This window comes from Microbacterium sp. F2E, from assembly GCF_020905435.1.
Lineage (GTDB): Bacteria > Actinomycetota > Actinomycetes > Actinomycetales > Microbacteriaceae > Microbacterium > Microbacterium lacticum.
The window spans coordinates 103,908-120,438 of sequence record NZ_JAJJIB010000004.1; the positions used below are offsets into that span (position 1 = coordinate 103,908).

Genomic DNA, 16,531 nt, shown 5'->3' on the forward strand with positions numbered 1-16,531 from the left:
GCTCACACTCTAGTGGACGAGGGGCCCGGGCCCTCCGCGCCCTCCCCGGCGTCATCGGTCTCCGGCGGCACGGGCGGCAGCGGGGGCACCGCGCCGGGCGAGACGACGGGCACCGGTTCGGTCGGCACCCGCTCGGGTACGACGAGCGCGGGCTCCTCGTCGGCGTCGTCGACGGCGGGCGCGTCGGCGGCGACGACGGCTCCGTCGTCGGAGTATCCGCCCATGGGATCTTTCGTTCCTCGACGCACGCCGCCGCAGGCGCAGGTGGCGTTTTCAGGTGTCATGGTAGAGGTGCGGATGCCTCGGCCACCAGTATCCGCACTCGCGCGGTGGCCGAACCGGTCGATAGCCTGACCGGAGCACCCCATCCGGAAGGACCGCCATGACCGACCAGCCCAACCAGACCCCTCCGCCGCTGCCCGACCGCCCCGCCTCGGCGGCGGCTCACGAGGCCGCAGCGGCGCAGCCGGAGACGACCCCCGGCATCGCGGGCGTCGACGACACGGGCGTGCCGCGCCTCGTGGGCGAGCTCGACGACATCGGCCGCGGGTTCATGTCGGCCCTCTTCGACATCACCTTCACGCGCTTCATCACGCGCCGCCTGGCGAGCGTGTTCTTCCTCGTCGGGCTCGTCGCGATCGGCATCGCGTTCGTGTTCGTGTTCGTCGGCGGGCTCATCTCGGGCATCGGGTCGCTCGGCTGGAACCTCGGCGGCGGCATCGCGCTCATCCTCTCGACGATCATCGTCGTGCCGGTGCTGGCGTTCTTCGCCGTGGTCGTGCTGCGCTTCGTGATCGAGTCGGGGGTCGCCCTCATCGCGATCGCTGAGAACACCGAGCGCACCGCGCAGAACACCCAGCACGCCCCCGCACCGCGCCGCTGACCGGCGGGGGCGCCGTCGCCGTCGCTGCGGAAGCGACGGTTGGGGCGCCGGCTCAGACGACGAGTTCCAGCTCGCCCGGGGCTCCGGGGCGCAGCACGAGACCGGCCTGCCCCGCCCAGGCGCACAGCGCCGCGGCGTTCACGACGCGCGGGCGCGCGGTGGCGAGCAGGCGCACGAGGTCGCCCTTGGCGTGCTTGTTGAAGTGGTTCAGCGCACGTGTCGCGCCGTCTCCGGCGTCGGTGACGACGCGCAGGTACGCGCTCGGGATGCCTCCCGGCACGGGCCCGAGGGCCGCGTACGCCTCCGAGCGCAGGTCGAGCACGAACCGGGGCTTCGACTCTTCGAGGGCGGCGGTCGTGGCATCCGCCCACACGCGCCGGAGCGCGGGGAGCCCCGGCAGCGACACCCCCGCCGCGAGGCGGTAGGCGGGGATCTCATCGAGTGCGCCGACCGGGCCGAACGGCGCCGACTGGATGAGCACGTGCGCGCCCAGCCAGCGGCGCGCCGGGGCGTCGAGCGATGCGGCATCCAGGGCGTCGAACAGCACCCCGGTGTAGCGGTCGATCGCGGGAAGCGTCGGGGCGGTGCGCAGCGCCGCGTTGTCGGCGATCTCGCCGCGCTGGCGGGCGGAGAGCTTCAGCACCCGCGCCGCGACCTCCTCATCGGCGCTCAGCGCGACGAGCGCGTCGACGACGGCCTCGCGCTGCGGCGCGAGCTGCGGCAGCGCGAGCGCGGAGAGCTCGACCGGACGCGCTCGCCCGCCGGGGCGCTTCGTCTCGCTCGGCGGCAAGAGGATCAGCATGGTGCTCCAGACAGCGAGAAACCACTCCCCGCGTGAGAAACCACGTCAGCACGGGTTTCTCAGGCGAGAAGTGGTTTCTCGAGCGGTGAGGGGTCAGGACTCCAGGGTGGCGTGACCGGCGACGATGGTGAGCTCATCGCCCTCCATCGACAGGAAGCCATCCTGCGCCAAGGCGATGACCTTCGTGCCGGAGGTCTCGGTGATGCGCACCTGGCCTTCGGCGAGGATCGCCAGCACCGGCTCGTGGCCGGTCATGAAGCCGATCTCGCCCTCGACGGTCTTCGCGACGACGAGGGATGCCTCGCCGTGCCAGACCTCCTCCTCGGCGGAGACGAGGGTGACGGTGAGAGCCATCTCAGCCGTTCTCCTTCTGGATCTGCGCCCACTTCTCTTCGACGTCGGAGATGCCGCCGACGTTGAAGAAGGCCTGCTCGGCCACGTGGTCGAAGTCGCCCCGGACGATCGCGTCGAACGACTCGATGGTCTCCTTGATCGGCACCGTCGAACCCTCGACACCGGTGAACTTCTTCGCCATGTAGGTGTTCTGCGAGAGGAACTGCTGGATGCGGCGCGCACGCGACACGACGATCTTGTCCTCTTCGGAGAGCTCGTCGACACCGAGGATCGCGATGATCTCCTGCAGTTCCTTGTTCTTCTGCAGGATCTGCTTCACGGCGGTCGCCACGCGGTAGTGGTCGGCACCGATGTAGCGCGGGTCGAGGATGCGGCTCGTCGAGGTGAGCGGGTCGATGGCCGGGTAGAGGCCCTTCGACGCGATCTCGCGGGAGAGCTCGGTCGTGGCATCCAGGTGGGCGAAGGTCGTCGCCGGAGCCGGGTCGGTGTAGTCGTCGGCGGGCACGTAGATCGCCTGGAGCGAGGTGATCGAGTGGCCGCGCGTCGAGGTGATGCGCTCCTGGAGCACACCCATCTCGTCGGCGAGGTTCGGCTGGTAACCCACGGCGGAGGGCATGCGGCCGAGGAGGGTCGACACCTCGGAACCGGCCTGCGTGAAGCGGAAGATGTTGTCGATGAAGAGCAGCACGTCCTGCTTCTGCACGTCGCGGAAGTACTCCGCCATCGTGAGGGCCGACAGGGCCACGCGCAGGCGCGTCCCCGGCGGCTCGTCCATCTGGCCGAAGACGAGCGCGGTCTTGTCGAAGACGCCCGCCTCTTCCATCTCGCCGATCAGGTCGTTGCCCTCACGGGTGCGCTCGCCGACGCCGGCGAACACCGAGACACCACCGTGGTCCTGCGCGACGCGCTGGATCATCTCCTGGATGAGGACGGTCTTGCCGACGCCCGCACCGCCGAACAGGCCGATCTTTCCACCCTGCACGTACGGGGTGAGGAGGTCGATCGACTTGATGCCGGTCTCGAACATCTCGGTCTTCGACTCGAGCTGGTCGAAGTTCGGCGCGGGACGGTGGATGCCCCAGCGCTCGGTGATCTCGACCTGCTGGCCGGGCTCGAGGTTCAGGATGTCACCGGTGACGTTGAACACCTTGCCCTTGGTCACGTCGCCGACGGGCACCGTGATGGGGCCGCCGGTGTCGCGCACCTCCTGGCCGCGGACCATCCCGTCGGTCGGCTTCAGCGAGATGGCGCGCACGAGGTCGTCGCCGAGGTGCTGGGCGACCTCGAGGGTGATCTCGGCCGAGTCGTCGCCGATCACGATCGTCGTCTTCAGCGCGTTGTAGATGTCGGGGATCGCATCGTGCGGGAACTCGATGTCGACGACCGGGCCGGTGACGCGTGCGACGCGCCCGACGACCGTCGTCTCGGCCTGTTCGGCAGTGGCGGTGGCAGTCATTGTCTGTCTCTTTCGGTGTGGTCTTACTTGCCGGATGCCAGGGCGTCGGCGCCGCCGACGATCTCGGCGATCTGCTGAGTGATCTCGGCCTGACGCGCGTTGTTGCGCAGGCGGGTGTAGTCGGTGATGAGGTTGTCGGCGTTGTCGCTGGCCGACTTCATCGCCTTCTGGGTGGCGGCGTGCTTGGCCGCCGACGACTGCAGCAGCGCGTTGAACACGCGGCTCTGCACGTAGACCGGCAGTAGCGCGTCGAGCACGACCTCGGGGCTCGGCTCGAACTCGTAGAGCGGGTAGACCTGGGCCGGGCCGGTGGAGGGCTCGGCGACCTCGTCGGCCTCGACGACCTCGAGGGGCAGCAGACGCACGGTCTGCGGCTCCTGGGTCATCATGCTGACGAAGCGATTGAAGACCAGGTGGATCTCGTCGACACCGCCCTCCTCCTCGCCGCCACGGTCGTAGGCATCCAGCAGGGCGCCCGCGATCTGCTCGGCGGTGTTGAAGTGCGGCGTGTCGGTGTCACCGACCCACTCGCCCGCCGACGGCATGCGACGGAACTGGAAGTAGCCGACGGCCTTGCGCCCGACGAGGAAGTACTCGACCTCTTTGCCCTCGGAGCGCAGCAGCTCGCCCAGCTGCAGACCCTCACGGAGGATCTGCGAGTTGAACGCGCCGGCCAGGCCCCGGTCGCTGGCGAAGATGACGACCGCCGAGCGGCGGATGTTCTCGCGCTCGGTGGTCAGCGGGTGCTGGGTGTTGGAGTGCGTCGCGACGGCGGAGACGGCCCGCGTCACGGCACGCGCGAAGGGCGAGGAGGCGCGCTCGCGCGCCTTCGCCTTCTGGATGCGCGAAGCCGCGATGAGTTCCATCGCCTTCGTGATCTTCTTGGTCGTCTGAGCAGAAGCGATCTTCTGCTTGTAGACCCGGAGTTGTGCGCCCATGGATGTCCTGTATCAGAGGGATGCCCGGCCTCAGCCGCGGCGACCCTTGACGATCTGCTCCTGGTTGACGTCTTCCGCGTGCGCCGAGGCGACCTCTTCGTGGCCGGGCTTGTTGATGGCCTGGCCCTTGCCGCCCTGGAACTCGAGGATGAACGCGTCGGTGACCTTGTTAAGTTCGGCGACGGTGTCGTCGTCGAGAACGTTGGTCTCGCGGAGGGTGTCGAGGATCGAGGTGTTGCGCTTGAGGTAGTCGAGCAGGTCGCGCTCGAACCGCAGCACGTCCTCGACCTCGATGGTGTCGAGCTTGCCGTTCGTGCCGGCCCAGATCGAGACGACCTGCTCCTCGACGGGGTACGGCGAGTACTGAGGCTGCTTGAGCAGTTCGGTCAGACGCGCACCGCGCTCGAGCTGACGGCGGGAGGCCGCGTCGAGGTCGGAGGCGAACATCGCGAACGCCTCGAGCGAGCGGTACTGGGCGAGCTCGAGCTTCAGCGTACCCGAGACCTTCTTGATCGACTTCACCTGGGCGTCACCACCGACGCGCGACACCGAGATGCCGACGTCGACCGCGGGGCGCTGGTTGGCGTTGAAGAGGTCGGACTGCAGGAAGATCTGGCCGTCGGTGATCGAGATCACGTTGGTGGGGATGTACGCCGAGACGTCGTTGGCCTTGGTCTCGATGATCGGGAGGCCCGTCATCGATCCGGCGCCGAGGTCGTCGGAGAGCTTCGCGCAGCGCTCGAGCAGACGCGAGTGCAGGTAGAAGACGTCGCCCGGGTAGGCCTCGCGGCCCGGCGGGCGGCGCAGCAGCAGCGACACGGCGCGGTAGGCCTCGGCCTGCTTGGACAGGTCGTCGAAGATGATCAGCACGTGCTTGCCGCCGTACATCCAGTGCTGGCCGATGGCCGAGCCGGTGTAGGGGGCGAGGTACTTGAAGCCGGCGGGGTCGGAGGCGGGAGCGGCGACGATCGTCGTGTACTCCATCGCCCCGGCATCCTCCAGCGCACCCTTGACGGAGGCGATGGTGGAGCCCTTCTGACCGATCGCGACGTAGATGCAGCGCACCTGCTTGTTCACATCGCCCGAGGCCCAGTTGTCCTTCTGGTTGATGATCGTGTCGATCGCGATCGCGGTCTTGCCGGTCTGGCGGTCGCCGATGATCAGCTGACGCTGGCCGCGGCCGACCGGGATCATCGCGTCGATGGCCTTGATGCCGGTCTGCATCGGCTCGTGCACGCTCTTGCGGCTCATGACGCCCGGCGCCTGCAGCTCGAGCGCGCGGCGACCCTCGGTCGCGATCTCGCCGAGACCGTCGATCGGGTTGCCGAGCGGGTCGACGACGCGGCCGAGGTAGCCGTCGCCGACGGCGACCGAGAGCACCTCGCCGGTGCGGGTGACCTTCTGGCCCGCCTCGACGCCGGAGAAGTCGCCGAGGACGACGACACCGATCTCTTTCTCGTCGAGGTTCTGCGCGAGGCCCTCCACGCCGTTGTCGAAGCGGATCAGCTCGTTGGCCATGACGCCGGGAAGACCCTCGACGTGGGCGATACCGTCGGCCGCGTCGACGACCGTGCCGACCTCGGTCGCGCTCGCGGACGCCGGCTCGTAGGATGCGACGAAGTCCTTCAGCGCATCCCGGATGGCATCGGGGCTGATGGTGAGATCTGCCATGGTGTTCCTTCTTTTCTAGCCAGCGAGGCGCTGGCGCAAGTCGTTGATTCGGGAAGAGACGGTGCCGTCGATGACGTCGTCGCCGATCTCCACCCGCATGCCGCCGAGGACCTCGGGGTCCACGACGACGTTGACGGTGACGTCGCTGCCGTAGCGCGCGCGGAGAGCCTCCGCGAGGCGCTGCTGCTGCGCGGCATCCGGCGCCGCGGCGACACGCACCGTCGCAACGGTCCGGCCGCGCTCGTCGGCGACGAGGTCGAGAGCACGGTTCAGCAGGGCGCGCACGCGCCGCTCACGCGGCTGCTGCACGAGCTGCGACGCGATGAGCGTCGTCGCCTCACTCGTCCGACCGGAGAACAGCTTCTCGATGAGTGCACCCTTGGCGGATGCGTCACCGAGGCGACTGCCGAGGGCGAGCTCGAGCTCCGGGTTCGCCGCGACGGTACGGGCGATCTGGAACAGCTCTCCCTCGATGTCAGCGTCCGGCGCACCGATGGCGGCAGCGCGGATCGCGAGCTCCTCGATGCCGGCGATGAGGTCCTCGGTCGAGGACCACCGCTGCGACACCGCCGATGCCACGAGCTGCACCGAGGTCGCGCCGAAACCGGCGAACACGGTGCGGGCGACCTGGGCGCGCGCCGCTGCCGGAGCGCCCCACGACGAGAGCGCGCCGCTCAGCTGCGCCGACTCGGCGATCTCACGCGCGGCCGTGAACAACTCGCGGGCGACCGTGAGGTCACTCACCTTCGCTGCCTTCAGCTCGGCGGTGGTCGTCGCCAGTGCCTGAGTGGTCGCGCTGCCCATTACGTGACCTTCTCGGTCTCGAGCTCGGCGAGGAAGCGGTCGACGACACGCTTGGCCTTCGCGTCGTCGGAGAGGGACTCACCGATGACACCGCTGGCCAGGTCGAGCGCGAGCGTGCCGACCTCACTGCGCAGCGAGACGAGGGCCGACTGGCGCTCCGCCTCGATCTGCGTGTGCGCGGTTGCGATCAGACGCGCAGCCTCAGCAGACGCGATCTCGCGCGCCTCGGCGATGATCTTCTTGCCGTCCTCGCGGGCGGCCTCACGGATCTCGCCGGCCTCCTTGCGAGCCTCGGCGAGCTGCGCCGTGTACTCCTCGAGCGCGGCCTCGGCCTTGCGCTGGGCCTCGTCCGCCTTCGCAATGTTGCCCTCGATGGCGGCGGAGCGCTCGTCGAGCAGTGCCTTCATCTTCGGAAGGGCGACCTTCCAGAAGACGAACAGGATGATGACGAAGCAGAGCGCCGACCAGATGATGTCGTACCACGCGGGGATGAGCGGGTTCTGCGCCGCTCCTTCTTCCGCTGCGTACGCGACAAGACTGTGCATCCTGTCTCCTTAACTCTGGTGGCGGGCGATCAGTTGGTGAAGATGAAGTACGTCGCGATGCCGATGAAGGCGAGCGCCTCGGTGAAGGCGATACCGATCCACATGAGGACCTGCAGGCGACCGGCCAGCTCGGGCTGACGGGCGACGCCCTCGATCGTCTTGCCGACGACGATGCCCACGCCGATGGCGGGGCCGATGGCCGCGAGGCCGTAGCCCATCGTGGCGACGTTGCCGGAAAGCTCGGCGAGAACCGTAGTTGCGTCCACGGGTGTTTTCCTTTCGGGGTTGGGTGGGTGAGGCGGGAGCCTCGCCCGCTCAGTGCTCTTCTGCCACCGCGAGCTGGATGTAGACCGCGGTGAGGATGGTGAAGACGTAGGCCTGGAGGACGGCCACCAGGATTTCGAACAGGGTGAAGGCGAGGCCGAAGGCGAACGATCCGGCCGCAAGGGCCGACCACCACCCGCCCAGGGTGAAGAGGAAGAAGTGCGTCGCCGAGAAGAACAGGACGAGCATGAGGTGGCCGACGATCATGTTCATCAGCAGTCGCAGCGTCAGCGTGACGGGCCGGATGATGAACGTCGAGATGAACTCGAGCGGCGTGACGATGATGTAGAGGAACGGCGGCACGCCCGAGGGGAACAGCGAGTTCTTGAAGAAGTTCTTCGGGCTCTTCTTGATGCCGGCGTAGATGAAGGTCACGTAGCTGATGAGCGCGAGCAGCAACGGAACTGCGACGATCGACGAGCCGGCGATGTTCAGGAACGGGATGATGCCTGTCAGGTTGAAGAACAGGATCATGAAGAACATCGTCGTGAGGATCGGCAGGAACCGCTGGCCGTCCTTCTTGCCGAGGAGGTCTTCGGCGATGTTGACCCGGACGAAGTCGAGACCCATCTCGACGAGGCTCTGGAAGCGTCCCGGAACGACCTGCATGCGGCGGGTGCCGAGCGTGAAGATGAGCACGATCGCCGCCGTCGCCAGGAACTGGATCAGGTGGATGCGGGTGACCGGGATGCCCGCGATCGTGAACAGGACGTCAGGGAAGAAGTCCGAGATGGAGGGTCCGTGGAACTCGCCGCCGTCTTCGGCGGTCTTGGCGATCAGTGTCGCAGCTTGGGTAAACAGCGCTGGCTCCAGCTTCGGGGCACCGGCGAACCGGGGCGACGATGGTCGGTGTGAGCGTCACTGCGCACGCGTTGCACTCCTGGGTGTAGGGCGGCGCGAACGGGCGCAGAGACAGACTATCAGCCTCTGGGCGGGTTCTCGTCCGCCTGATCGGACCGGATGGGCCTCGCCCCCTCTTCCGGGGTCGTCGCGCCCTCCGGCGCGGGTGCGGACGGGCGGCGGGCCTCGTCGATGATGTCGGCGAGCGTGGGCAGCGACACGTCGCCGACGTGCGGCACGCGCATCCTCAGCATGACGACGACGTCGATGGCGAGCGAGGCGATGACGCTCACCACGAGGGCGACGAAGAACACCGTGCCGTTCAGCCACGGCGCGCCGCGGAGCACGAACAGCACGACGATGAAGAGGGCGAACTTCACGATCCAGCCGCCCATCACCGCGCCGAAGAAGATCGGCGTGTAGAGCGGATCGCCGTACCAGCGGTTCGCGACGAGGATCGTGCCGGCGGTGAGGCCGAGGAACACGGCGGCGAGCAGCACCGCCACCAGCGCGCTCCACAGGCCCGACGTGCCGGCGACGGCGAAGCCGACGATCGCTCCGACGACCGCGAGGCCTGCGGTGACGATCGCCGACCACAGCAGGGTCGTGCGCAGCAGCCGGTTGCTGGAGACCTCGCGCGGCGTGCGGGGGGTGTTCGGGGCGGATGCCTCGGTCATGCGTTCCTCTGTTCGGCGGTCGGGTCGGATTCGGAAGCGTCGGGCGCGGACGGCCCGGGGGTGGCGTCGGGGACGGGGTGCGCGGCCCGCGCACGGCGGGAGGGCAGGCGCGTCACGGCGATGCAGGCGGCGGCGCCGAGGACCAGGTATCCGACGCCCAGCCAGTAGTCGCCCGGCCAGTCCTGCGCCGTGCCGAAGTACATCAGCAGCACGCCGATCGAGACGACCGCCGTCCAGGCGTAGAAGACGAGCACGGCGGCGCGGTCGCTGTGCCCCATGTCGAGCATCCGGTGGTGCAGGTGCTTGCGATCGGGCGAGAAGGGCGACAGACCCCGGCCCATGCGCCGGATGACCGCCATGCCGAAATCGAGCAGCGGCAGCAGCACGACCACGACCGGCAAGAGGATCGGGATGAACGCACCGAGCAGCTGCGAGCGGCCGAACACGTCGTTGTCGCCGAGCAGCCGCGGATCGAGGTTGCCGGTGAACGCGATCGCCGCGGTCGCCATGAGGAGGCCGATGAGGAGGGCGCCGGAGTCGCCCATGAAGAGCTTCGAGGGGTTCCAGTTCAGCGGCAGGAAGCCGATGCACACGCCGATGAGCACGACGGCGATGAAGGAGGCGAGGCTCGAATAGCTGGATGCCCCGGTGTCGCGCGCCACGATGTAGGTGTAGACGAAGAACACGACGTTCGAGATGAGGGCGACGCCCGCGACCAGGCCATCGAGCCCGTCGATGAAGTTGACGGCGTTCATCACGATGACGATCGCGAGCACCGACACGGCGAAGCCCACCCAGCTCGAGACGGCGAGCTGGGTGCCGACGGGCAGGTAGTAGATCTGGATGCCGCCGAAGCCGACGACGATGCCGGCCGCGAGGAACTGGGCGCCGAGCTTGATCATCCAGTCGAGATCCCACAGATCGTCGACCACGCCGACGATCACGATGAGGGTCGCCGCGGCCATGATCGACCAGTTCCGGGAGGGATCGGTCCAGATGATCGAGAAGTACGGCACCTGCGACGACAGCGCGAACGCCGACAGCACGCCGAGGTACATCGCGACCCCGCCGATGCGGGGCTTGGGCGTCGTGTGCACGTCGCGTTCGCGGATCTCGGGGTAGAGCCGGTAGCGCAGCCCGATCCGCCAGACGATCGCCGTGAAGGCGAGGGTGGCGGCTGCCGTCAGGATGACGGTGAAGACGTAGTACTTCACGCCGAGCCGTCGGATGCCGGCCGCGCGGGCGGTTCGGGGCGGCGGTCGGCCTCGCCGTAGGCGTCGGCGGGGTCGGGCTCGAGCAGGTCGCCGAGCACCTCGCGCAGCTGCGCGCGCCGGATGGCGCCGTCGCGGAGCACCCGCACGGGGCGGGCCGAGCCCCCGACGAGGCCGGTGGCGTCGATGATGGTCGAGGCCACACCGGTCTTCGAAGCCCCGCCGTCGAGGTACACCGACACGGAGTCGCCGAGCATGCCGCGGGCCTCGTGCACGTCGATCGCCGCGGCGCGCTTCGTGAGGTTCGCGCTCGAGACGGCCAGCGGGCCGCACTCCTCGAGCAGTTCGAGGGCGATGCGGGCGGCGGGCATCCGCACCGCGACGGTGCCCCCGGTGTCGCCGAGGTCCCAGGAGAGGGACGGCTGCGCGGGCAGCACGATCGTGAGCCCCCCGGGCCAGAACGCCTCGACGAGGCGTTCGACCGGCTCGGGCACCTCGGAGACGAGGGCGCGCATCGTCGCGAGCCCCGCGACGAGCACGGGCGGCGGCGACTGGCGTCCGCGGCCCTTCGCGGCGAGCAGGCGCGCGACGGCGGCGGCGCTGAACGCGTCGGCTCCGACGCCGTACACGGTGTCGGTCGGCAGCACGACGAGCTCGCCCCGCGCGATCGCCTGACGCGCCCGGCGCATCCCGGGAAGGAGCTGCTCGGGGTCGCGGCAGTCGAAGAGCTCAGACATATCCGGTCCAGTCTACGGCGCGTCGCCCGGCAGACCCCGGCACGGCGTGGGACTCGAGCGCCCGGTTCCGGGTCAGGGCCGGATGGCCGTGGTGGCGCGGTCGCGCATCGTCAGGTCGGGGTGGGTCGCGCTCGCGCGCCAGCCGGCCTGGTCGAGGAGCTCCCGGATGGGCGCGCCCTGCCACTCGCCGTGCTCGATGACGAGCGTGCCGCCGGGCCGGAGGAGCCGCATCCCCACCTCCGAGAGCGTGCGGACGACGTCGAGGCCGTCCTCGCCGCCGTAGAGCGCCGACGGCGGATCCCACAGCCGCACCTCGGGGTCGCGGGGCACCGCGGCATCCGGCACGTACGGCGGGTTCGAGACGAGCACGGCGACCTGGCCGTCGAACTCGGGGAATGCGGATGCCAGGTCGATGAACGCCAGCCGGGCGTGCGGCGCGAGCCGGGCGAAGTTCTCCTTCGCCCAGATGAACGCGTCGACGGCGTTCTCGGCAGCATGCACGCGCGCGTGCGGCACCTCGGTCGCCATCGCGAGGGCGAGAGCGCCCGAGCCGGTGCCGAGGTCGACGGCGATCGGCTCGGCGTCGGGCACGGCGCGCAGCGCGTCGATCGCGAGCTGGGCGACCATCTCGGTCTCGGGGCGCGGCACGAACACGCCCCGCCCGACGCGCAGCTCGAGGTGCCGGAACGGCGCGAGCCCGGTGAGGTGCTGCAGGGGCTCGCGCGCCGCGCGGCGCGCGACGAGCTCGTCGAAGGCGGCGGTGTCCGCCGGCGCGTCGTCACCGCGGACGGATGCCGCGGCCAACGCCCCGCGCGACAGCCCGAACGCGTGCGCCGCGAGCAGCTCCGCGTCGACGTCGGGGCTCGGCACACCGGCATCCACCAGGGTGCGGGTGGCGGCGCCCAGCAGGATCGACAGGCGCACGGGGGTCTCGCGCGGGGCCTCGCTCGTGCGGGGCGCGCGGGGGTCTGACACGGCGCTCATGGGTCCTCCCAGCCTACCCGTGCAGGTTCGTCACATTCAGCGCCCGGACATCCCCGCCCGCATAGGCTGGTCGCACCCGGGCGATGCCCGGCACCCGACCCGTCGTCACCGCACGAAAGGCATCCCATGTCCGGCATCCACCACGACATCACCAGCGCATTCGGCAACACCCCGCTCGTCCGCCTCAACCGCATCAGCGAGGGCCTGCCCGGCACGATCCTCGCCAAGCTCGAGTTCTACAACCCCGCCTCGTCGGTCAAGGACCGCCTCGGCATCGCCATCGTCGACGCCGCCGAGGCGTCGGGCGAGCTGCAGCCCGGCGGCACGATCGTCGAGGGCACGAGCGGCAACACCGGCATCGCGCTCGCGATGGTCGGCGCGGCGCGCGGCTACAGGGTGATCCTCACGATGCCGGCCTCGATGTCGGTCGAGCGCCGCCTGCTGCTCAAGGCCTACGGCGCCGAGCTCGTGCTCACCGAGCCCGCCCTCGGCATGAAGGGCGCCGTCGCCAAGGCCGAGGAGATCGCGGCCGAGACCCCCGGCGCGATCCTCGCCAAGCAGTTCGCGAACCAGGCGAACGTCGAGATCCACCGCCGCACGACCGCCGAGGAGATCCTCCGCGACACCGACGACGAGATCGGCTACTTCGTCGCCGGCATCGGCACCGGCGGCACGATCTCCGGCGTCGGTCAGGTGCTGAAGGAGCGCGTGCCGGGCGTCCAGGTCATCGGCGTCGAGCCGGCCGACTCCCCGCTCCTCACCAAGGGCACCCCGGGACCGCACAAGATCCAGGGCATCGGCGCGAACTTCATCCCCGAGATCCTCGACCAGAGCGTCATCGACGAGGTCATCGACGTCGAGCTCGACGACACGCTGCGCGTCGCCCGCGAGGTGGCCACGAACGAGGGCATCCTCGTCGGCATCTCGTCGGGCGCCGCCATCTGGGCCGCTCTGCAGGTCGCCGCGCGCCCCGAGGCGGAGGGCAAGAACGTCGTCGTGATCGTGCCGTCGTTCGGCGAGCGCTACCTGTCGACCGTGCTGTTCGAGAACCTGCGCGACGAGGCCGCGGGCCTCTGAGCCGGCCTCCGACCCGCTCGGCATCTGACAAACTCGGCACGTGGCATCGATCCTCCCCGACATCACCCAGGCGTTCGGCGAGACGCCGCTCGTGCGGCTGAACGCCCTCACCGCGGGCGCTGAGGCCGAGGTCGTCGTCAAACTCGAGTTCTACAACCCCGGGGCATCCGTCAAGGACCGCCTGGGCTACGCCCTCGTCGAAGCGGCGGAGCAATCGGGCGCACTCCGGCCGGGTGGCACGATCGTCGAGTCGACGAGCGGGAACACGGGCATCGCGCTCGCGCTCATCGGCGCGGCGCGCGGATACCGGGTGATCCTCACGATGCCCGCCTCGATGTCGAAGGAGCGGCGCGCGATCCTGAAGGCCTACGGCGCGGAGCTCGTGCTCACCGATCCCCACAAGGGCATGACCGAGGCGGTCGCGACGGCCGAGCGGATCGCCGCCGAGACACCCGGCGCCGTGCTCGCGCACCAGTTCGAGAGCGCGGCGAACGCCGCCATCCACCGCCGCACCACGGCGGAGGAGATCTGGCGCGACACCGACGGATGGGTGGACGTGTTCGTCGCGGGGTCGGGCACCGGCGGCACGATCACCGGGGTCGGTCAGGTGCTGAAGGAGCGGAACCCCGACGTGCGCATCGTGCTCGTGGAGCCCGCCGACTCGCCGGTGCTCAGCGAGGGCCGCGCGGGCGGCCACCGCATCCAGGGCATCGGGCCGAACTTCGTGCCCGAGGTGCTCGACCGGTCGGTCGTCGACGAGATCGTCGACGTGCAGTTCGACGACGCGATCCGCGTCGCCCGCGAGCTCGCCAGCCGCGAGGGCATCCTCGCCGGCATGTCGGCGGGCGCCGCCGTGTGGGCGGCGCTCGAGATCGCCGCGCGGCCCGAGTCGGCCGGCAAGCGCATCGTCGTGATCGTGCCGGATGCCGGGGAGCGCTACCTCTCCACGGCGCTGTACGCGCACCTGCGGGACGAGGTGCCCGCGTGAGCCCGGTCGAGCGCCTCGGTGTGCGCGCGCGCCTGCGCGAAGACCTCGCCGCGGCGAAGCTGCGCGACCCCGCCGCGCGGAGCGCGTGGGAGATCGCGGTGCTCTACTCGGGCCTGCACGCGATCTGGTCGTACCGGCTCGCGCACGCGCTCTGGACGCGCGGCTGGCGCTTCCCCGCCCGCGCCCTGTCGCAGCTGACCCGCTGGCTCACCGGGGTCGAGATCCACCCTGGCGCGGTCATCGGCCGCCGGTTCTTCATCGACCACGGGATGGGCGTCGTCATCGGCGAGACCGCCGAGGTCGGCGACGATGTGATGCTCTACCACGGGGTCACGCTCGGCGGCCGCACGCGCGACGCGGGCAAGAGGCATCCGACCCTCGGCGACGGCGTCGCCGTCGGCGCGGGTGCGAAGATCCTCGGACCGGTCGTGATCGGGGCGGGGTCGGCGGTCGGCGCGAACGCGGTCGTCACGAAGGATGCCCCGGAGGATTCGATCCTCGTGGGCGTTCCCGCCAAGGCACGGCGCCGCACCGACCGCGACGACACCCGGGCGCTCTTGACGACGCCCGAGTACTTCATCTGACCGGGTGGTCAGGCCGCGCGGCGCTCCTGCACCTTCTTCTTGAAGAACAGGCCGGGCAGCAGCCACGTCGCGAGCGCCGTCACGAGCCAGACGATCACCGGCGCGACGAGCCACGTCCACCACGGGGCGCCGATCGTGAGGCCCGCCCCGGGGATCAGCACGACGATCAGCAGAGCGATGAACGTCGAGACGATGCCGATGCCGCCGAGGAACGCCGGCGCGTTCTTGCGCGCGACCTTCGCCGCCCACGGCGTCAGCACCGACTGGAGCACCGCGAAGATCACGACGGCGAGCACGAACCCCCACCAGTTCGACCAGTCGATGCGGAACCCGTCGAGCACGAGGTCGGCGACGATGAGCCCGACCGCCGCCGAGACGACGAAGATCAGCGCGCGGATGACGAAGGTGATCATGCGCTGACACTATCGTATTCGGGAGTCCTCACCGCGCCTTCACGGGTCCCGGATTGCAAGGGATCGTGCGCGACGCGCCGGGCGCGTGCGCCGCGCAGCGGCGTGTCGCGCCGCAGGCCTTGCAGTTGGGGCGGACCGCGCCACGCCGACCCGCGCGAGCGCTCAGTCGGCGCCGATGGCGGCGAGGCGCGCCTCTTCGTCGGCGGTGATTGCCGACTCGATGATCGGGCCGAGGGCGCCGTCCATCACCTGGTCGAGGTTGTACGCCTTGTACCCCGTGCGGTGGTCGGCGATGCGGTTCTCCGGGAAGTTGTACGTGCGGATGCGCTCGGAGCGGTCCATGCCCCGGATCTGAGATCTGCGGGCATCGGAGGCCGCGGCATCCCGCTCCTCCTGCTGCTTGGCGAGCAGGCGCGCGCGCAGCACCCGCATGCCGGCCTCGCGGTTCTGCAGCTGACTCTTCTCGTTCTGCATCGACACGACGATGCCGGTCGGGATGTGGGTGATCCGCACCGCCGAGTCGGTCGTGTTGACCGACTGGCCACCGGGGCCCGAGGAGCGGTAGACATCGATGCGCAGATCGTTCTGATCGATCTGCACCTCTTCGGGCTCGTCGACCTCGGGGAAGACGAGCACTCCCGTCGTCGAGGTGTGGATGCGCCCCTGCGACTCGGTCGCGGGCACCCGCTGCACGCGGTGCACCCCGCCCTCGTACTTCAGGTGCGCCCAGACGCCCTGCGCCGGATCGGTCGAGGACCCCTTGATCGCGACCTGCACATCCTTGTAGCCGCCGAGATCGCTCTCGTTGCGCTCGAGGAGCTCGGTCTTCCAGCCCATGGATGCCGCGAACTGCAGATACATGCGCAGGAGATCGGCGGCGAACAGCGCCGACTCGGCGCCGCCCTCCCCCGCCTTGATCTCCATGATCACGTCGCGCGCGTCGTCGGGGTCGCGCGGGATGAGCAGGCGCCGGAGCTTCTCCTGCGCCGCGGCGACCTGCCCTTCGAGCGCCGGGATCTCCTCGGCAAACGCGTCGTCCTCACGGGCGAGCTCGCGCGCCGCGTCGAGGTCGGTGGATGCCGCGGCCCACGCCTCGTGGGCCGTGACGATCCTCGACAGCTCCGCGTACCGACGGTTGACGCGCTTCGCGCGCCCCGCGTCGGCGTGCACGGCGGGGTCGGAGAGCTCCTCCTGGACCGCCTTGTGCTCGGCGATCAGCGACTGGACGGACTCGAACACAACG

At 69.9% G+C, this 16,531-nt stretch carries 20 protein-coding genes; 4 read left to right on the forward strand and 16 right to left on the reverse strand.

Annotated elements, in window-relative coordinates:
• Positions 1–2 precede the first annotated feature (2 nt).
• Entirely contained in the window at positions 3–224 is a 222-nt protein-coding gene (locus LOK55_RS04955; RefSeq protein WP_229934489.1) for a hypothetical protein, read from the reverse strand.
• Positions 225–382: 158 nt separating this feature from the next.
• On the opposite strand from LOK55_RS04955, the gene LOK55_RS04960 reads away from it, so the two are divergent.
• Complete coding sequence (locus LOK55_RS04960) at positions 383–883, forward strand: DUF4282 domain-containing protein (protein ID WP_229934490.1); 501 nt, start codon at positions 383–385, stop codon at positions 881–883.
• A gap of 52 nt (positions 884–935) precedes the next feature.
• Here LOK55_RS04960 and LOK55_RS04965 read toward each other — a convergent pair whose 3' ends face one another.
• The 13 genes from LOK55_RS04965 to prmC all read right to left on the reverse strand — a co-directional run bounded on the left by LOK55_RS04965 (position 936) and on the right by prmC (position 12,226).
• Entirely contained in the window at positions 936–1,685 is a 750-nt protein-coding gene (locus tag LOK55_RS04965; protein ID WP_229934491.1) for a YaaA family protein, read from the reverse strand.
• 93 nt (positions 1,686–1,778) lie between these two features.
• On the reverse strand, positions 1,779–2,039 hold the full coding sequence (locus LOK55_RS04970) for a F0F1 ATP synthase subunit epsilon (protein WP_229934492.1): 261 nt from the start codon (positions 2,037–2,039) through the stop codon (positions 1,779–1,781).
• 1 nt (position 2,040) lies between these two features.
• Complete coding sequence (gene atpD / locus LOK55_RS04975; protein WP_141380738.1) at positions 2,041–3,495, reverse strand: F0F1 ATP synthase subunit beta; 1,455 nt, start codon at positions 3,493–3,495, stop codon at positions 2,041–2,043.
• A gap of 23 nt (positions 3,496–3,518) precedes the next feature.
• Positions 3,519–4,433 carry a F0F1 ATP synthase subunit gamma gene (locus LOK55_RS04980; RefSeq protein ID WP_229934493.1) on the reverse strand — a complete coding sequence of 305 codons (915 nt, stop codon included), beginning with the start codon at positions 4,431–4,433 and terminating at the stop codon, positions 3,519–3,521.
• A 30-nt stretch (positions 4,434–4,463) separates the two neighbouring features.
• Entirely contained in the window at positions 4,464–6,104 is a 1,641-nt protein-coding gene (gene atpA / locus LOK55_RS04985) for a F0F1 ATP synthase subunit alpha (protein WP_229934494.1), read from the reverse strand.
• Positions 6,105–6,119: 15 nt separating this feature from the next.
• A complete protein-coding gene (locus LOK55_RS04990) occupies positions 6,120–6,908 on the reverse strand; it encodes a F0F1 ATP synthase subunit delta (RefSeq protein ID WP_229934495.1) in 789 nt (262 codons plus the stop codon).
• The gene (locus LOK55_RS04995; protein WP_229934496.1) at positions 6,908–7,453 is read right to left on the reverse strand and encodes a F0F1 ATP synthase subunit B; all 546 of its coding nucleotides are present in this window, start codon (positions 7,451–7,453) and stop codon (positions 6,908–6,910) included. Before LOK55_RS04995 ends, LOK55_RS04990 begins: the two co-directional genes overlap by 1 nt.
• Before the next feature lie 29 nt (positions 7,454–7,482).
• Positions 7,483–7,719 (reverse strand): ATP synthase F0 subunit C, encoded by a 237-nt coding sequence (atpE, locus tag LOK55_RS05000; protein WP_141380743.1) that lies wholly within the window; start codon positions 7,717–7,719, stop codon positions 7,483–7,485.
• Between the two features lie 49 nt (positions 7,720–7,768).
• Positions 7,769–8,557, reverse strand: coding sequence for a F0F1 ATP synthase subunit A (gene atpB, locus LOK55_RS05005; RefSeq protein ID WP_229934567.1), 789 nt, complete (start codon positions 8,555–8,557; stop codon positions 7,769–7,771).
• A gap of 140 nt (positions 8,558–8,697) precedes the next feature.
• Positions 8,698–9,294, reverse strand: a complete 597-nt coding sequence (locus tag LOK55_RS05010; RefSeq protein WP_229934497.1) for a hypothetical protein — start codon at positions 9,292–9,294, stop codon at positions 8,698–8,700.
• Positions 9,291–10,508: an MraY family glycosyltransferase gene (locus LOK55_RS05015; RefSeq protein WP_229934498.1), complete on the reverse strand. Its 1,218-nt coding sequence runs from the start codon at positions 10,506–10,508 to the stop codon at positions 9,291–9,293. Before LOK55_RS05015 ends, LOK55_RS05010 begins: the two co-directional genes overlap by 4 nt.
• Positions 10,505–11,242: an L-threonylcarbamoyladenylate synthase gene (locus LOK55_RS05020; protein WP_229934499.1), complete on the reverse strand. Its 738-nt coding sequence runs from the start codon at positions 11,240–11,242 to the stop codon at positions 10,505–10,507. The genes LOK55_RS05015 and LOK55_RS05020 overlap by 4 nt, the downstream gene beginning before the upstream one ends.
• A 72-nt stretch (positions 11,243–11,314) precedes the next feature.
• Positions 11,315–12,226 (reverse strand): peptide chain release factor N(5)-glutamine methyltransferase, encoded by a 912-nt coding sequence (gene prmC / locus LOK55_RS05025; protein WP_229934500.1) that lies wholly within the window; start codon positions 12,224–12,226, stop codon positions 11,315–11,317.
• A gap of 126 nt (positions 12,227–12,352) precedes the next feature.
• On the opposite strand from prmC, the gene cysK (LOK55_RS05030) reads away from it, so the two are divergent.
• The 3 genes from cysK (LOK55_RS05030) to epsC are packed head-to-tail and all read left to right on the forward strand — an operon-like array spanning position 12,353 to position 14,875.
• Positions 12,353–13,303, forward strand: coding sequence for a cysteine synthase A (cysK, locus tag LOK55_RS05030; protein WP_229934501.1), 951 nt, complete (start codon positions 12,353–12,355; stop codon positions 13,301–13,303).
• Positions 13,304–13,343: 40 nt separating this feature from the next.
• On the forward strand, positions 13,344–14,291 hold the full coding sequence (gene cysK, locus LOK55_RS05035) for a cysteine synthase A (RefSeq protein WP_229934502.1): 948 nt from the start codon (positions 13,344–13,346) through the stop codon (positions 14,289–14,291).
• Positions 14,288–14,875, forward strand: a complete 588-nt coding sequence (gene epsC / locus LOK55_RS05040; protein WP_229934503.1) for a serine O-acetyltransferase EpsC — start codon at positions 14,288–14,290, stop codon at positions 14,873–14,875. Before cysK (LOK55_RS05035) ends, epsC begins: the two co-directional genes overlap by 4 nt.
• Before the next feature lie 8 nt (positions 14,876–14,883).
• On the opposite strand, the gene LOK55_RS05045 is transcribed toward epsC, so the two are convergent.
• Together LOK55_RS05045 and prfA are read right to left on the reverse strand one after the other, a co-directional pair.
• The gene (locus LOK55_RS05045) at positions 14,884–15,288 is read right to left on the reverse strand and encodes a phage holin family protein (RefSeq protein WP_196324430.1); all 405 of its coding nucleotides are present in this window, start codon (positions 15,286–15,288) and stop codon (positions 14,884–14,886) included.
• A gap of 162 nt (positions 15,289–15,450) precedes the next feature.
• The gene (gene prfA, locus LOK55_RS05050) at positions 15,451–16,527 is read right to left on the reverse strand and encodes a peptide chain release factor 1 (RefSeq protein WP_229934504.1); all 1,077 of its coding nucleotides are present in this window, start codon (positions 16,525–16,527) and stop codon (positions 15,451–15,453) included.
• Between the last annotated feature and the right edge of the window lie 4 nt (positions 16,528–16,531).

Coding starts and splice junctions, on each gene's coding strand:
- LOK55_RS04955 (WP_229934489.1), bottom strand. CDS start 224: ATGGGCGGATACTCCGACGACGGAGCCGTCGTCGCCGCCGACGCGCCC.
- LOK55_RS04960 (WP_229934490.1), top strand. CDS start 383: ATGACCGACCAGCCCAACCAGACCCCTCCGCCGCTGCCCGACCGCCCC.
- LOK55_RS04965 (WP_229934491.1), bottom strand. CDS start 1,685: ATGCTGATCCTCTTGCCGCCGAGCGAGACGAAGCGCCCCGGCGGGCGA.
- LOK55_RS04970 (WP_229934492.1), bottom strand. CDS start 2,039: ATGGCTCTCACCGTCACCCTCGTCTCCGCCGAGGAGGAGGTCTGGCAC.
- atpD (WP_141380738.1), bottom strand. CDS start 3,495: ATGACTGCCACCGCCACTGCCGAACAGGCCGAGACGACGGTCGTCGGG.
- LOK55_RS04980 (WP_229934493.1), bottom strand. CDS start 4,433: ATGGGCGCACAACTCCGGGTCTACAAGCAGAAGATCGCTTCTGCTCAG.
- atpA (WP_229934494.1), bottom strand. CDS start 6,104: ATGGCAGATCTCACCATCAGCCCCGATGCCATCCGGGATGCGCTGAAG.
- LOK55_RS04990 (WP_229934495.1), bottom strand. CDS start 6,908: ATGGGCAGCGCGACCACTCAGGCACTGGCGACGACCACCGCCGAGCTG.
- LOK55_RS04995 (WP_229934496.1), bottom strand. CDS start 7,453: ATGCACAGTCTTGTCGCGTACGCAGCGGAAGAAGGAGCGGCGCAGAAC.
- LOK55_RS05010 (WP_229934497.1), bottom strand. CDS start 9,294: ATGACCGAGGCATCCGCCCCGAACACCCCCCGCACGCCGCGCGAGGTC.
- LOK55_RS05020 (WP_229934499.1), bottom strand. CDS start 11,242: ATGTCTGAGCTCTTCGACTGCCGCGACCCCGAGCAGCTCCTTCCCGGG.
- prmC (WP_229934500.1), bottom strand. CDS start 12,226: ATGAGCGCCGTGTCAGACCCCCGCGCGCCCCGCACGAGCGAGGCCCCG.
- cysK (WP_229934501.1), top strand. CDS start 12,353: ATGTCCGGCATCCACCACGACATCACCAGCGCATTCGGCAACACCCCG.
- LOK55_RS05045 (WP_196324430.1), bottom strand. CDS start 15,288: ATGATCACCTTCGTCATCCGCGCGCTGATCTTCGTCGTCTCGGCGGCG.